Genomic DNA, 14,265 nt, shown 5'->3' with positions numbered 1-14,265 from the left:
TCATAATATAGCAAAAGCCTGCGTTTTCCGAATACGGAACGCAGGCTTTGTTTTGACAATGAACTTTTATAAGAACATCTTGCACTAAAGTTCTGATAATAAACTTTTATGAGAATATCTTGCATTCAAGTTTTACAATGAAATGCTGCATCAAAATTCTGTACCGTGCTATCTTCCAATCCAAAACAAGCTACAAGAAATTACGCGTTAGGAAACAGATGTTTGACAGTGGAATCCACTTCGTTCAAAATGCCTTGATATCCCGCTTCATCCAAATAACCGATGCTGCCGAACAGCAGATGCCCTACCGATTCAATACCGACAAAGCCAAAGATACCAGCGTCAGATGTGATTTTTAGACCATCTGTCATACCGATGCTGTCGTATACTTCTTTTGGCGTACCGTGGGTGCTGATGATCAGACCTTGTTTGCCTTTGAGCAGCTGCACAATACCATTTTCGTCCGAAGCATAAGCAAAGCCGTAAGCGAATACGCGATCTACATATCCTTTTAGAATCGCTGGCAAGCCTGTCCACCATACCGGATGGATAAACGTAATCACGTCCGCATTCCGAATATATTCCTGCTCAGTTTGAATATCGACCGGAGTCTGTCCAGCGCGCATAGCAGCACTATCTTCCGGTGTGAAGACCGGGTTAAAGCCTAGTGCGTACAGATCGCGCACAACAACCTCATGACCTTGCTCTTCAAGTGCACGTACCGTCGTTTCGAGAATAGAATGGTTCAAGCTTTCAACATTAGAATGTGCATAGACGATCAGGTGTTTCATAGTTCATTCCTCCAAATGGGTTTGTAATTGTAATAGAATAGCTAAATAGCAGACAAAATAGATCATGTATGATCAATGATCGGATTCGCCATGTTATAAACAAAACAGCACACTCGCCAGCTTACCGCTGACACATAGACAATATTCTTCAATAAACATAGATATCTATGTATTATTCTAAAAAAATATCAGATCCTACACACAGCATTTAGATACTCCATATGGACTTATAGCAAGAAACGAAGGTTTCGGTTACAATATGCAATCTATACTTACTGCTCCGAAACCCTGTGTAAAATCACACCCAGCATCTGTTCCAGCTGTTCTTGCTGCTGCGCTGTGAATCCATCGTATACCGCTGCATTGACAGTAGCGGAAATCTGATGAAATAATGGCTCTAGCTCTCGTCCCTGATCTGTTAAATGAATCAGAGTAATCCGGCTATCCTCCTCACTCTTGACCCGCTGTACATAACCAAGCCGGGCAAGTTTGTCTACCAGTACAGTGACGGTTGGCTGTTTGCGATGAATCTTCTGTGCCAGCTCTTTGACCGATAATCCGTTTTTCTGATATAGAAAAACTAAAATGTCGCCGTGTGAAGGAACAATTCCTTCCATACCATGCTGCTCCAATTCGGATATGATCAAGCGGTGCAGTTCATCGCGAATTTTACTAATCATAGATATTGCGTGATATTTCGGCATACGCCCATTATATATAGACATCTATGTAATTGCAATACATTTATGCAATGACTGTTAACCATATGTAAAAATAAATAGTAAAAATTTAGTAAACCCTGTTTATTATCCATATAAAAGGGTAATAAACAGGGTAATAATGTTTAACAATGATGAAAAATGTAGAAATTTGTCGTAGAATTTGCTAATATTGCCTCATAGGCTATCGACTTCAACGTGTAAGGAGAATGTTAAAGTGAATCCAGCTATTCAAGAAGCTATTTACAACCAGACACCGATGCATGTGCATCTGATCAGCGGTGAAACCTACATTGGCACCTGCGAAGCTCATGATAATCCTAATTTTTTTGTTATTCATACGGAGCAAGGCTCCTTAACTTTCCCTTATTGGACAATTAAACGCGCAAAAACAATGTTTGTCCACTAATCACTGGCTGAGATGGCTGTCGGATGTTCGTAGACAACCATTTTGTTTCTGCCAGTGTTTTTTGCGTTATATAGCGCTTGATCGGCTTGCTCCAACAATTCCTCCAAATTCTCATCACCACCCGCATATACAGTCATCCCTAGCGATACCGTAATCGCACGATCAAATGGAGTTGGACACTGCTCTGCCGCTTCACGAATCTGTTCCCCTACTTCTCTACCTTGATCCTCATCCATCTCATACAGCAAAATCACAAATTCCTCTCCACCGTAACGGAAGCACAAATCCTGTGACTGAATCTGCTCTGCAATCACATCCGCCATACATTTCAACATATCGTCTCCCATCGAATGACCATACGTATCATTGATTGATTTAAAATGATCAATATCCAACATCATCACAGTGAAGTGGTACCGGTTCCCAACCCAGTTTTGCATAATGGATACGAGCGCTCGCCGATTGAGTACCCCGGTCAGCGCATCATAATGCGCTTCTTTTTGCAATCGGCGTTCTTTTTCCCTGGTTTGCTGCTCTAACACCATAATTGCCTGATGTAGCTCATGAGCTTCATAGTTCCAGCCCGCATGCAGGGGCGGAATACCATCTCCATCTTCACCACCGATGCTGCGCGCATAATCGGCAAGCGAGTTCAGCGGATGAGATAATTGCACCGCCAGATGATAAATAATCATCAGTAACAGCACAATAATCGGCACCAAATAAAACAACATATTTTCAACCAATTGTGCGGAAAAGATTTCCGTATTTTCCGCTGGTGTCTGAAATACAATTCCCCAGCGAATCCCTGGTACAGTCGCATATCCAGCAAGTACTTCCTGCTGATTCACATTAAGCGTGCGCTGATAACCACTTCGTCCATCCTGCAATTCTTCCATAATATAATTGCCGACCAACCGTTTACCGATGCGCGATTCTATCGGATGATAAATAATATTCGATTTGTTGTCGACAACATAGAAATACGATCCGTCTTCTTTTTTGCTGCCTTCATCCAGCAATTCATTCAAACGATTGCTTTCTTCGAGATATAGCACACCTGCCAGCATTCCCATATAACGTCCATCTGCTGTGTACAGCGGATGCCCCATCATGATGACAAGTCGTCCATTCGGATCACTGTAAGGGGTAGAAATGTACGCTCTGCGTTTTAGCAATGCCTTCTCCATCTGATCGTTAACAGGTAACGTCTCGGGATTATACACTTGCTCCGGCGATGAATATTGCACCTCACCTTTTTCATTCATCGTCAGTACAGCGTTAAAATAACTATTCGATTTGCGAAAATAATCCAGTTGTTTTTGTATAGCCGAAGGTTCGTTGGTAGGCTCTAACATTATGTATCGGCTCGTTTCGGCAAGTGACGATTGCATAGAGTAAATCAAGCTTTGCGTAATCCGGCTTAGTTCCTTGGCATGAATTTCATTCAGCTGTAGCGTCTGTTGTTCGACTGATTGCTTTTGGCTTACATATCCAATGGTCAAACAGGCAGCCAAAATGAAGAAAAATGTACAAAAAGCCAATCCGCACATGACGGTAGACAATTTGTATCTTCTGGCTTGACGTATAACGGAAAACAACATCCTGTACTCTCCTCGCTTACATGGTCGCTTTCTTTCTCATTATATCGGCGATTTCCCTTAATCACTTCATTAGATAATCGCTTTACAATAAATGGCATCCTGCGCCACAAGATTGTTTTATTAATAATAAAACTTGTCTATATCACAACCATCGTTTTTTAAATCATACGCCATGAATTTAAAGTAATTATCAATGAAAAGCAAACTCTTTTTGACAATACATAGTTAGCGGCTGTTTTTTCACTCATTAATTACGTTAAATGGTTATTTTAGCAGAATATTGATATTAATGAAATAACAAAAAACCAGCTCTGCAATACATAGCAAAAGCTGGCTTCATTCCATCTATTCTTTTGTAGCTTAGGATTAATATTGGGAAGTAGTGACCGGAGTGTTGTCGCCAAGCAGTGCCAAATTATTCTCAGCTACTTTCTCGCCACCGTTCAGGCCGCTGGTAATCAGCACTTGAGAACCGGTTTCTGTACCGACTGTCACTTCTTTGCGAACTGCGTGACCGTTTGTCACGACGTATACATAATGTTTGTCGCCTTCGGTTTGGACTGCTTTGCTTGGCAGGATCAATCCTTGTTTGGCGTCTTTGCCAACAAAGCTGATGTCTGCTAGCATACCAGATTTCAGCTTATTATCAGTATTGGACACGGTAATTTGAACAGGATAACCGTTACCGCTGGAATCCATTGGATTGATATTTTTCACTTTCCCGCTCGTTACAATATCAGATGAAGCTACTCGCACTTGCACCTGATCCCCTGTTTTCACCTGATTAATCTCATCAGCAGATACATAGATCAGCATATTGACGGTGCTCAGATCAGCGATAACAAGCGAAGCTGCGGATGGACCAGCCATTTCGCCAACTTCGGCATTTTTGGTAGTAATGATTCCGTTGATTGGTGATTTTACAACGGTATCTCCAAGTGAATCTTGAGCGATTTGAACATTTAGCTGTGCTTGATCCAGCTTTTGCTGACTGGCTTCGATACCAGCAGTGCTTTGTGCTACTTCAGCTTGACGCTGGGCGTTGGAATACCCAGAATTGGCGTTTTCGTAGCTGCTGGTTGCATTTCCGTATGCTTCTTGAGCAGTGGATAATGCTTTTTGCGCTGTTTCCAGCGATTTTTGCGTACCTGCCAGTTGATCCTGAGCGTTGGCTTTGGCATTAACTGCATTGTCATACGCCGTTTGGGCACTAACCTGTGCTGCTTGCGCTTTTTCCAAATCGGCTTGTGTTGCCAGAGAATTATCGAATAGCGATTGGGTACGGGTTAGTGTTTTCTGTGCGCTATCCAGTGCTTCTTTCGCTTGTTTAATCGAATTGTCCGCGCTGGATACGGCGGTTTGTGCCTGTTTCGCAGCAGTTTGCGCTTGATTTACCGCGCCTTGAGCAGAGTTGATATTGCCTTTGGCTTGTGTAATAGAGCTTTTGGAAGAAATGATGCCGTTCTTCGAACTGACTACGCCAGAATTGGCGGATACAAGTCCAGATTCGCGGGAATCGCGAGCGCTGTTCACTCCAGCTGCGGCTGCATCCACATTCGATTTGGCGATTGACAGATTGTTGCGCAGATCGTTATCTTCGAGCTTGAACAACACTTGTCCTTTTTTCACTTCACTACCTACATCCACGGACAAGGCAGAGACTTTGCCGGAGATCTTCGGCATAATATTGACCGTTTCGGACGGTGTCACGGTTCCGGTATAGATGTCCCCCTGACCGATCAGACCTTTTTGAGCGCTAGCAACTTTGACGTTGACACTCATCTCCTGCGCTGCATCATTGTTCGCCGTGGAACAGCCAGCGAGCATTACGGTGCTAAGCAGCAAAGCACCAGCGGTAACTTCCCATTTTCTAATTTTCATTGCATGGTCCCTTTCTTTCTGTAGTGGAGATAACAGGATTGTTCAGGTGAAGCATTACACCTGAGTTTCCTGCAATTGTTTCTGTTTGCGTCTGCTGATGAACAGGAAGACGAATGGAATCGAGCAGAACAACGGAATAGATGAGACAAGGAATGTATCAGCAATTCCGCGCGAATATGCGTCGAGCGTAATTAGCCCGGCTACAGTCGATGTCCATGAAGTCCCAAGTAGCGACTGGAATGTTTGCGCCGCATCCGGTGTAATCGATTCGGAAATCTGCTGACTGTGCAGCGCTGTCCGATTTTGCATCAAGAAGGTCAAAATGGCGATTGCCATCGAGCCTGCAATTGTCCGTACGAGATTGGAAGCGGTCGACGCTTTGCCGACTTTTTCCTTCGGTACAGCGTTCATGCCGACCGTAGAGAGTGGCATCATACAGATTCCGATACCCATTCCGCGGAACATGAGCACGATTTGCAGCCATAGATGCGGGGTTTGCGGAGTGAGCGTATGCAGATGATACGTCATCACACTTGTCAGTGTCAGCCCAACCAGACCGATCGGCACAATGCCAATTTTGTCAAATAATTTACCGGCAAATGGCATCATGACCGCCATCGCAATCGCTTGTGGCAGCAGGATAATCCCGGTGTGTACCGGTGATACCGATTGGATATTTTGCAGAAATAGTGGGGATAAGAATGTACCACCGTACAATCCCATCATGACAAAGCTCGATGTCACAACACTAATTGCAAATTTATAATTTTTGAATAAGGAAATATCAATAACTGGATTCTCCTGCCCACTCTCAACGAAGATCAGGAACACTAGCGCCCAGAAAGCGATAAAGAACAGTCCAACGATCTTGAATGAACCCCAGCCGTCAGAAGAACCACTGGACAAAGCGTACAGTAGTGTACCTGCACACGTTGCCGCCAACAGGAAGCCGAGCAGATCGAATTTGACGATCGCGCCTTTGGGCGGTTCTTTGATAAGCAAGACTACCATCAGAATCGCAAACAGAGCAACCGGCACACAGACGATGAACAGGAAGCGCCAATCAAACCATTCGATCAGATATCCGCTTAGAGTTGGACCGATCGCTGGTGCTGCCATTGCGGCGATACCCCAGATACCAAGTGCCATACCAATTTGTTCACGCGGGATGATCTTGTACACGATTGTCATACTGAGCGGCATAATGACACCACCGCCAAGCCCTGCCACAATACGAGCTGCAATTAATGATGTATCGCTCCAAGCGAAAATACAAAATACGGTTCCGAGCGTAAACAAGCTCAACGCCGCAATTAGAAACTTTTTATAACCGATGCGCTGTTCCATAAAGCCGGTAATCGGAACGATAATACCGGATGCTAGCGTATAGCCGGTGATTACCCATTGAATACGCGATGTGGTTGAGCCCAGATCCGTAGTCAGCTGAGGAATCGCCACGTTGATCAAACTGTTATTAAGGATCGCCACAAAGGCGCCCAGCACAATCGCGAAAAAGGCAAGCCATTTCTCACGCGGCGAATCGACCGGAGGAGCAGCGGCATTAATTTCGGAAGCCACCATCGACCCCTCCCTTCATTAAGATGTGTGGATTTTCACTTCCACGTTCGTACCCGGAATGAGTGTCATGCCTTTCGGTACATTCAATGCAACTTCTACCGGGATACGCTGGGTGACTTTGTTAAAGTTACCGCTAGTGTTCGTCGATGCAATAACAGCAAAGACGGAATTGGATGCTTCGCCTACTTTGCGTACTTTACCTTGAATGACCTGATCGCCAGCTGCATCCAAGGTCACATCTACCAGTGCGCCTGGCTTGATGCGATTGATATCTGTTTCTTCAATATTGGTAGACACATACAAATTGTTCATGTCTGCCATTACGGCTACCGCCGAGCTTGGGGAAGCAATCTCATGTTCTTTGGAATACACTTTGATGACCGTACCGTTAATCGGAGCACGCAGTACGGATTTGCTAATTACATTGGAATCCAGACCAGACACATTTTGTTCTGCAATCGGCTCGTTGCGCGTGAGCACATCGCCTTCTTCTACATCGATATGGTCAATTTCCGCTGTAATTTGCGGCATGACTTTATACTGGTCTGCTGTAATACGAGCATCATCACTTTTTACATAATGGGTGCCCTGATACCAGTAGTAATAACCGAGCGTACCGCCACTAACGACCAGCAGCACGATCAGGATCGATAAAATAATCTTTCTTTTCAACGTACTCCACCTCTACAGTTATCATAATTTGGTAAAAACAAAACATACTGTAATGCTAAATTCTTGATCTTAAGACAATACGGCGCACAAAAAAAGCAAGGAACTGTGTCCACACACATGGCAGTTAGATGCCCCGAATTCTATGCCGGTGTGCGAAATCTTCGCTCCTTACATCGTTAATTGTCCGCAGGGGTGTACAACCCTCGTTGCAGCAATTCCAGCTCCAGTGTGAAGTTACGAATCACTTCCTGCTCTTGCGCCTCCCCGGCGAAAAACTGGATAAAATTCTGGATAATGATCGCTCGCAAAATTTTGATCAAATGAAACAATTCCTGTTCGCTATGAATATTGAGTCCGCTCGTATCAATCAACCCCATATAGCTGCGGTAAAATTCACTAATCCGCTGACGAGTCGTGGGATTTTTCACATCCAAAATCAGCTTGTACTCAATCTTGTAATTCATATTGAGGAAAATGTTCCGCGCAAAATCGCGATGTTCATGATGCATGAACCGATGCAACGTAGATTGGAAAAACTCCGCCGATGAGGCAAACAGATCGCCTTGGTGCTTGACCGCCAGTGACATCATCAGTTCACGGTTGCTAGCGCTGTGTTCCTCCAAAATGTAAAAAAACAAATCTGCCTTGTCTTCAAAATACTGATAAAAACTGCCGCGCGGAATGCAAGCATCCTTAATAATATTCGCAATCGACGCATCCGCCAGCGAAGCTCTGGAAAATTCCCGCATCGCCGCATTCATCAAATTTTGCCGCTTTTCATCCGGCAAATTAAAAAAGGTTTTTGTAGGCATACATTCACTCCACTGCCTCCCGCAACCTCCGGTTTATGACGACGATCAGGGCCTGTTGCTGCAAGCAGAACATTCCATCAGATGTAGGCAGGCACAATTTGTTGTCAAAAGTTACATAAAGAATTATATGTGACACGGTGTCATGTGTCAATCTTATTATTAAAATTTGTACATATATAGCGCAAAATACTTGTTATCTGTATTACTATCGTTGCTCCTTCCCATCATTTCATTTCTATGTTAATCTGGATACCGATTTGAATGATGACAGAGTAGGCTGCCAGACCAGAACGATACATAAGGAGTGGATTACATGAACAATATTGCGGTATTTTGCGGCTCTAGTAATGGTGCACTGGAGTTATATCGAGAGCAAGCATTTGCGTTGGGGCAGGAGTTAGCTAAGCGTGGTTTAACGCTTGTATATGGCGGAGCCAATGTCGGACTGATGGGCGCAGTTGCAGATGGTACACTGGCTGCGGGTGGACACGTAATTGGTGTATTGCCACACTTCCTACAAGATCGTGAAATTGCTCATACCGGATTAAGCGAATTGATTGTGGTGGAATCCATGCATGAGCGTAAAGCAAAAATGGCAGAGCTAGCAGATGGCTTTATTGCACTGCCGGGCGGTCCAGGAACGTTAGAAGAATATTTTGAGATCTTCACTTGGGCACAACTTGGATTGCACAGCAAACCATGCGGATTACTGAATATACATGGATACTTTGATCCATTACTGTCCATGTTTGATACGATGATGGATCAGCAGTTTATGCAAGCAAAATATCGTGAGATTGTTCTAAACGATACGGGAGCAGCAGCGCTATTGGATCAATTTGCAACGTATAAAGCACCTGCGGTGAAAACGTACCTCAAGGATCAAACGCAAACGTAATCTCACCACTTCTTGACAAGCAAAATGCCAATCCATTTACTCCCTGCTGGATGCAGAATGTAGATGGATTGGCATTTGTATGTTTGATATAGGTTGGAATATAGGCTTACTGTACTTTTGAACGGATCTGCACCAGAAGATTAACTGTGACGTTATAACTCGTTAACATGTAACACAGTATCCAGATGCTTTTGCCGTTTGCGATTGTACATCTGCTGATCTGCATATCGCAGCAATCCGATGATATCAGGGGCATCTTCTGGATATACACTCAGCCCGGCGGCAAACGAAACTGGAATGTTCAGATCATCCTGACGGAAAACTTTATCATCCAATAGCGATAAACGAGTCTGCACCATCAGTGAGATATCGACATGTTCTGGACAAGACAGCACCAGTACAAATTCATCGCCGCCAATGCGTCCGATCAGATCGCCAGGCTTTTGCGCTAGTGTACGCAGTTGCTGGGCAATATATTGCAAATACTGATCTCCCACTATATGCCCATACGTATCATTGATCGGCTTAAAATGATTCAGGTCAATCATCACCAGTGCAAACCGCTCGTTACTAGCAATTTTGAATTGCAATTGCTCCTCTACTGCCGCACGATTATACAGCCCGGTTAGCGCATCGTGATGTGCGCTATGCTTGTAATTCTGCTCAGATTGGATCAGTCGTCGCTCTGTTTCCTTGAGTGACGTCACATCCGTCAGATGCAGCACAACCAAGTCTTCATTTGCTCCGGCAATACGATCCATACCAGCGATCAGATCCAGATTGGTCTGCCCGTGATTGTTCATCCGCATTTCCAGATGCTCTCCGCTTTGAGGCTGATCCAGTCGCGACGACAGCAATTGCTGCAAATTTTGCCCGCTATCCAATTCAAACTGTGCCGGAATCTGTTCCACTGGCACATCTGCAAACCAGCGCTGCGCACGCGGATTCATTTCTTTTACATTGCCTTTCAAGTCCAGCAGCAAAATGGCATTCGGTGCCGACTCGAACAAAATCTGAAAGAGCTTGCGGTAGTCCGGCATAATATTGTACTTGCCGATCAGATGACGCAATCGCATCGCCCACACCAGATAACCGATAAAATAAAAGATCATCGAGACACGCGTAATGATGACACCACTTTGCAGCAAGGTCGTAATCAGAGCAAACGTACCAAACAGCTGAAAGTCATTCAGCAACAGCGAACGGTAGATGACTTTGCGACGCGGTTCTTTTGAACGTAACCAGCTATATGCTAGCAGTAACGCCGATATGAAAATATAGCCAATAATAAACGTAATCGACATGAGTAAATACGTCGGATGTAGCGGGCTACGTCCATCGGTCACATGCTCGTTATACAGTAGATGATGATCCCAGCCAAGCAGAAAGTACAGCCACAACGTATACGGCGACGCGTACACAAGCGGCAACCATTTGTGCAAAGGACGAGTAAGCTGGTCGCCCAACAACACACTCAAATGCACCAGTGTACAAACAAATAGCAGCAAGGCAGGCGCACTTCCGTACAATACCAGCTGCATCTGATACTGCGGCAACAACGAAGTCTTCAAATATTCAAACAAAAAGTACATCACCAGCGCCATCATTAACAGCGCGGCGATACGGTTAATTTTGCTTTTACGATTGCGATATAGCAGGGTAATCGCCATATAAAGAAAAAAGTAGGTAGGCAACTGGATCGTCAAAAAATCCATGAACAAAGCGTTCATTCGCATGGTCCTTTCCATCCGAGATGTTCAGAATAAAGCCTATACTACTTTCCGATTCACATAGCTGTGATGTTTCTTCGTTACAGTATAAGTTTCCGTTACAATCATCGTAAGGAATTCAGACGATTTTGACAACAAAAATCAGCAAAACACGCGATTTTATCAGCGTTTGCTGCATCAGTCTGGATATTGTCCCAGAACGAGGAAATTTGCAACGCCTTTCTCCTCTCTATCGATGTCCTTATCATTCATGCAAACCTTCCGACAAGGCGGTAAAGATGACACCAAGCGCGTGCGCACCAGCATCCGGGTAACCGAGACTTCGCTCACCAACCGCTCCCGCTCGACCCATACGGGCAACGATGTCTTTGGTGCTCTCAGCACCGCGTACTGCGGCTTCCGCGCCTTTGCGGAAAGCGGTTCGCATATCGTCACCATTCTGTGCACTTTGCGTCCAGCTATCTGCACACGGAACAAGCGCATCAATTAGCGTTTTGTCGCCAACGACAGCGCCACGTCCAAAGGAACGTTCTCCCGTAGACTGGATCCCTTCCACCGCTGCCTGTAACATCTCGGCAAATTGATGTACATCAACGACGGTCTGCTCGTTAGCAGCACGACCCGCAGCTCGGAATGCCGAACCCCAGATCGGACCAGATGCGCCGCCGCACGATTCCATAATAATCAGCGATACATGATGCAAAAAGCTGCCGATCGTCAGATGTTCTTCCGCTACAATCTCCTTCCATTCGCGCTTCAATTGCCGGAATCCCTTCGCGACACTCATACCAAAATCGCCATCGCCCGCATATGAATCCAGATCGCAAAATGGTACTTCATTATCGATAATAATCTCGCTCATATGATCGATCAGATAGATCAGATTGTCCAATGTAAGTTGATCGCCTTGAATCTTGGCGGCAGCAGGATTCGTTTCTACTTTATAAGAAACCGGATGATCATCTGCCGGTTCTTCCGCTGCTTCGCTATAGCTCACCGATTCCACCGGACCGGATACTTTGAAGCCCGGTGTATCGCTTGGATGCGACAATAGCGTTTTCAATTCATCATCCAGCTTCATAAACGTAACAGACAAGCCTGCCATATCGATACTTGTCATATAATCACCTACGAATGTACGGTTGATCACAATGCCGCGCTCTGCCAGTTCGCGAGTCACATCGTGATTGAACAAATACAGTTCCTGAAGCGGAGTCGAACCAAAGCCGTTGATCAATACAGCAATCTCACTGCCCTGCTCCAGCTTCATATCGCGCAGCAGATCGTTGACCATCCGTTTTGCCAGCTCATGGGCATTCGTCATATCTATCCGTTCCATGCCCGGCTCGCCATGAATGCCGACGCCATACTCCATTTCTTGCTCGCCCAATGCAAAGGTCGGTGAACCTTTCGCAGGCACGGTACAGGACGTGAGCGCAAAACCAATGCTGCGCACATGGGCAGCCGCTTTTTCCGCAACGGCTTTGACAGCTTGCAGATCGCGTCCTTCCTCGGCGGCAGCACCCGCGATTTTATGTACAAATATTGTTCCTGCCACGCCACGGCGACCGACGGTGTATAGACTATCCTCAACGGCAATATCGTCATCGACTTTGACATAATCGACCGCAATGCCATCTTCCTGTGCCAGATGGGCGGCATTTTTGAAATTCATCATATCGCCGCTATAGTTTTTGATAATCAATAATGCACCTTTATTACTAGCAGTTGCCTTAATTGCCTGATACACCTGAATTTGCGATGGTGAAGCAAATATATCGCCGCATACAGCTGCGTCCAACATCCCTTCGCCGATATAGCCAGCATGTGCCGGTTCGTGTCCACTGCCGCCGCCACTGATGAGCGCCACTTTATCGGGATTCAGCTGCTTTTTCTTGATCACTTTGTATTTAGGGATAAGCTCCAGTTCGGGATGCGCGAGCACCATGCCTTTTGCCATTTCGAGCACCATATCTTCCGCGCGATTCATTACTTTTTTCATACTTGTTCCCTCCTGTTTATGCAATGATGCCGTATGAATACTGTCAAGAATACTGTGCAGATCATCTCTGTACTGCGTTCATACGATATCAATGGACATGAATGACGAATCTTCTAGCGGGCAACCACTATTGATTACCCGTCCCTCTTCTGATTGTCACAAATGTATCTTCCCTCATTCCCAAAATTACAGGCTCATATACCGTCCGTAACGCGCCAGATATTCTTCCTTATCTTTGTAATCTGGCATCAATCCGCCTACTTTGCGCCAGAAGGAACGATCGTGATTCATATGCAGGAGATGGCATAGCTCATGCACAATAACATAATCAATCACCTCGATCGGCGCCATCGCCAGTCGGTAGTTGAAGGTGAGCTTTTTGTCGTAGCTACAGCTACCCCAGCGAGTAGTGGACTCAACGATATCTACACTTTTCGGCTTGACCTTGAGCTGCTGCACATAAAGCTGCATCCGTTCCAAAATGATCTTTTTGCAGCTGGTAAAATAGAACTTTTTGAGGCGCACACGCAGTTCCTCTTCATCAGCATCTTCTACTGAGATTAATGATTGTAACGGCTGCTCCTTGCCCAGATACATAAATGTATCCTCGGCTTCGGCATATGTTCTCGTTTCCGGCAATGGCTGACGCTCTGCCAGCTTGTGTAGATAATCAAGAATGGGCTTGCTGTTACGCTGCACGAGACGGGTAATGTCCTCGTCCGATGTGCCATTCGGTACTTTCACTGTAAGCAAGCCATTGGGATCAAGCTGAATAGCTACTTTTTTGCGTTTGGAATATTCCACATGACAGTGGATGGATTCATTGTTAATTATAATATTCATGCCAATAACCTCGTTGGTAGATTTGGATCATACGATCCTGATTGTTCATTGGTGAACGATTGTAATGGATAGCCTTAATCAGGCAGTCAACATCGTTCGTTGCATCAGATATAGGTTTTGCGATCTCATTATATCATGACACCTCTGTGTAGTATGACGCATTGATGGCAAGACCATTCATACGCTACTACCTTCCTACCAACTTCCTGATCAGTCTGTTTATTATGAGTCTGTTTATGAATGAATATCTTATGATTGCAACATCGGGCATAGTCTCATCCTATAGCCAACTATCAGGATTAACAGTTACCGCCGGTTCTCCCACG

At 45.1% G+C, this 14,265-nt stretch carries 12 protein-coding genes; 2 read left to right on the top strand and 10 right to left on the bottom strand.

Annotation, left to right across the window (positions count from 1 at the left end):
* Positions 1-200: 200 nt before the first annotated feature.
* Positions 201-791: an NAD(P)H-dependent oxidoreductase gene (locus ACDE64_RS09700; RefSeq protein ID WP_411349835.1), complete on the bottom strand. Its 591-nt coding sequence runs from the start codon at positions 789-791 to the stop codon at positions 201-203.
* Between the two features lie 272 nt (positions 792-1,063).
* Positions 1,064-1,408, bottom strand: a complete 345-nt coding sequence (locus ACDE64_RS09695; protein WP_411349834.1) for a MarR family transcriptional regulator — start codon at positions 1,406-1,408, stop codon at positions 1,064-1,066.
* Positions 1,409-1,727: 319 nt separating this feature from the next.
* Here ACDE64_RS09695 and ACDE64_RS09690 point away from each other — a divergent pair, with 319 nt between their 5' ends.
* Entirely contained in the window at positions 1,728-1,919 is a 192-nt protein-coding gene (locus ACDE64_RS09690) for a hypothetical protein (RefSeq protein ID WP_411346264.1), read from the top strand.
* Here the strand turns inward: ACDE64_RS09690 and ACDE64_RS09685 are convergent.
* The 5 genes from ACDE64_RS09685 to ACDE64_RS09665 all read right to left on the bottom strand — a co-directional run bounded on the left by ACDE64_RS09685 (position 1,916) and on the right by ACDE64_RS09665 (position 8,466).
* Positions 1,916-3,523, bottom strand: coding sequence for a diguanylate cyclase (locus ACDE64_RS09685; protein WP_411349833.1), 1,608 nt, complete (start codon positions 3,521-3,523; stop codon positions 1,916-1,918). The two genes, ACDE64_RS09690 and ACDE64_RS09685, sit on opposite strands and share 4 nt — an antisense overlap.
* A gap of 366 nt (positions 3,524-3,889) precedes the next feature.
* Entirely contained in the window at positions 3,890-5,404 is a 1,515-nt protein-coding gene (locus tag ACDE64_RS09680) for an efflux RND transporter periplasmic adaptor subunit (protein ID WP_411349832.1), read from the bottom strand.
* 54 nt (positions 5,405-5,458) lie between these two features.
* A complete protein-coding gene (locus ACDE64_RS09675) occupies positions 5,459-6,985 on the bottom strand; it encodes a DHA2 family efflux MFS transporter permease subunit (RefSeq protein WP_411349831.1) in 1,527 nt (508 codons plus the stop codon).
* 15 nt (positions 6,986-7,000) lie between these two features.
* Positions 7,001-7,654 (bottom strand): HlyD family secretion protein, encoded by a 654-nt coding sequence (locus tag ACDE64_RS09670; protein ID WP_411346260.1) that lies wholly within the window; start codon positions 7,652-7,654, stop codon positions 7,001-7,003.
* Positions 7,655-7,830: 176 nt separating this feature from the next.
* Complete coding sequence (locus tag ACDE64_RS09665) at positions 7,831-8,466, bottom strand: TetR/AcrR family transcriptional regulator (protein ID WP_411349830.1); 636 nt, start codon at positions 8,464-8,466, stop codon at positions 7,831-7,833.
* 313 nt (positions 8,467-8,779) lie between these two features.
* Here ACDE64_RS09665 and ACDE64_RS09660 point away from each other — a divergent pair, with 313 nt between their 5' ends.
* The gene (locus ACDE64_RS09660) at positions 8,780-9,364 is read left to right on the top strand and encodes a TIGR00730 family Rossman fold protein (RefSeq protein WP_411349829.1); all 585 of its coding nucleotides are present in this window, start codon (positions 8,780-8,782) and stop codon (positions 9,362-9,364) included.
* A 152-nt stretch (positions 9,365-9,516) separates the two neighbouring features.
* Here ACDE64_RS09660 and ACDE64_RS09655 read toward each other — a convergent pair whose 3' ends face one another.
* From ACDE64_RS09655 to ACDE64_RS09645, 3 genes are all read right to left on the bottom strand, one after another.
* Positions 9,517-11,100 carry a diguanylate cyclase domain-containing protein gene (locus ACDE64_RS09655; protein ID WP_411349828.1) on the bottom strand — a complete coding sequence of 528 codons (1,584 nt, stop codon included), beginning with the start codon at positions 11,098-11,100 and terminating at the stop codon, positions 9,517-9,519.
* 238 nt (positions 11,101-11,338) lie between these two features.
* Positions 11,339-13,096 (bottom strand): dihydroxyacetone kinase subunit DhaK, encoded by a 1,758-nt coding sequence (dhaK, locus tag ACDE64_RS09650; RefSeq protein WP_411349827.1) that lies wholly within the window; start codon positions 13,094-13,096, stop codon positions 11,339-11,341.
* A 186-nt stretch (positions 13,097-13,282) separates the two neighbouring features.
* The gene (locus ACDE64_RS09645; protein ID WP_411349826.1) at positions 13,283-13,939 is read right to left on the bottom strand and encodes a M48 family metallopeptidase; all 657 of its coding nucleotides are present in this window, start codon (positions 13,937-13,939) and stop codon (positions 13,283-13,285) included.
* Positions 13,940-14,265 lie beyond the last annotated feature (326 nt).

This window comes from Paenibacillus sp. WLX2291, assembly GCF_046603665.1.
In the GTDB taxonomy this organism is placed as follows: Bacteria; Bacillota; Bacilli; order Paenibacillales; family Paenibacillaceae; genus Saccharibacillus.
The sequence above is the reverse complement of the archived record's forward strand: the minus strand, read 5'-3'. Positions and strand labels throughout refer to the sequence as shown.

What these genes read in the sequence shown, in the direction of transcription:
- ACDE64_RS09660 (WP_411349829.1), top strand. Translation starts at nt 8,780, where the DNA reads ATGAACAATATTGCGGTATTTTGCGGCTCTAGTAATGGTGCACTGGAG.
- ACDE64_RS09675 (WP_411349831.1), bottom strand. Translation starts at nt 6,985, where the DNA reads ATGGTGGCTTCCGAAATTAATGCCGCTGCTCCTCCGGTCGATTCGCCG.
- dhaK (WP_411349827.1), bottom strand. Translation starts at nt 13,096, where the DNA reads ATGAAAAAAGTAATGAATCGCGCGGAAGATATGGTGCTCGAAATGGCA.
- ACDE64_RS09645 (WP_411349826.1), bottom strand. Translation starts at nt 13,939, where the DNA reads ATGAATATTATAATTAACAATGAATCCATCCACTGTCATGTGGAATAT.
- ACDE64_RS09655 (WP_411349828.1), bottom strand. Translation starts at nt 11,100, where the DNA reads ATGCGAATGAACGCTTTGTTCATGGATTTTTTGACGATCCAGTTGCCT.
- ACDE64_RS09665 (WP_411349830.1), bottom strand. Translation starts at nt 8,466, where the DNA reads ATGCCTACAAAAACCTTTTTTAATTTGCCGGATGAAAAGCGGCAAAAT.
- ACDE64_RS09700 (WP_411349835.1), bottom strand. Translation starts at nt 791, where the DNA reads ATGAAACACCTGATCGTCTATGCACATTCTAATGTTGAAAGCTTGAAC.
- ACDE64_RS09680 (WP_411349832.1), bottom strand. Translation starts at nt 5,404, where the DNA reads ATGAAAATTAGAAAATGGGAAGTTACCGCTGGTGCTTTGCTGCTTAGC.
- ACDE64_RS09695 (WP_411349834.1), bottom strand. Translation starts at nt 1,408, where the DNA reads ATGGAAGGAATTGTTCCTTCACACGGCGACATTTTAGTTTTTCTATAT.
- ACDE64_RS09685 (WP_411349833.1), bottom strand. Translation starts at nt 3,523, where the DNA reads ATGTTGTTTTCCGTTATACGTCAAGCCAGAAGATACAAATTGTCTACC.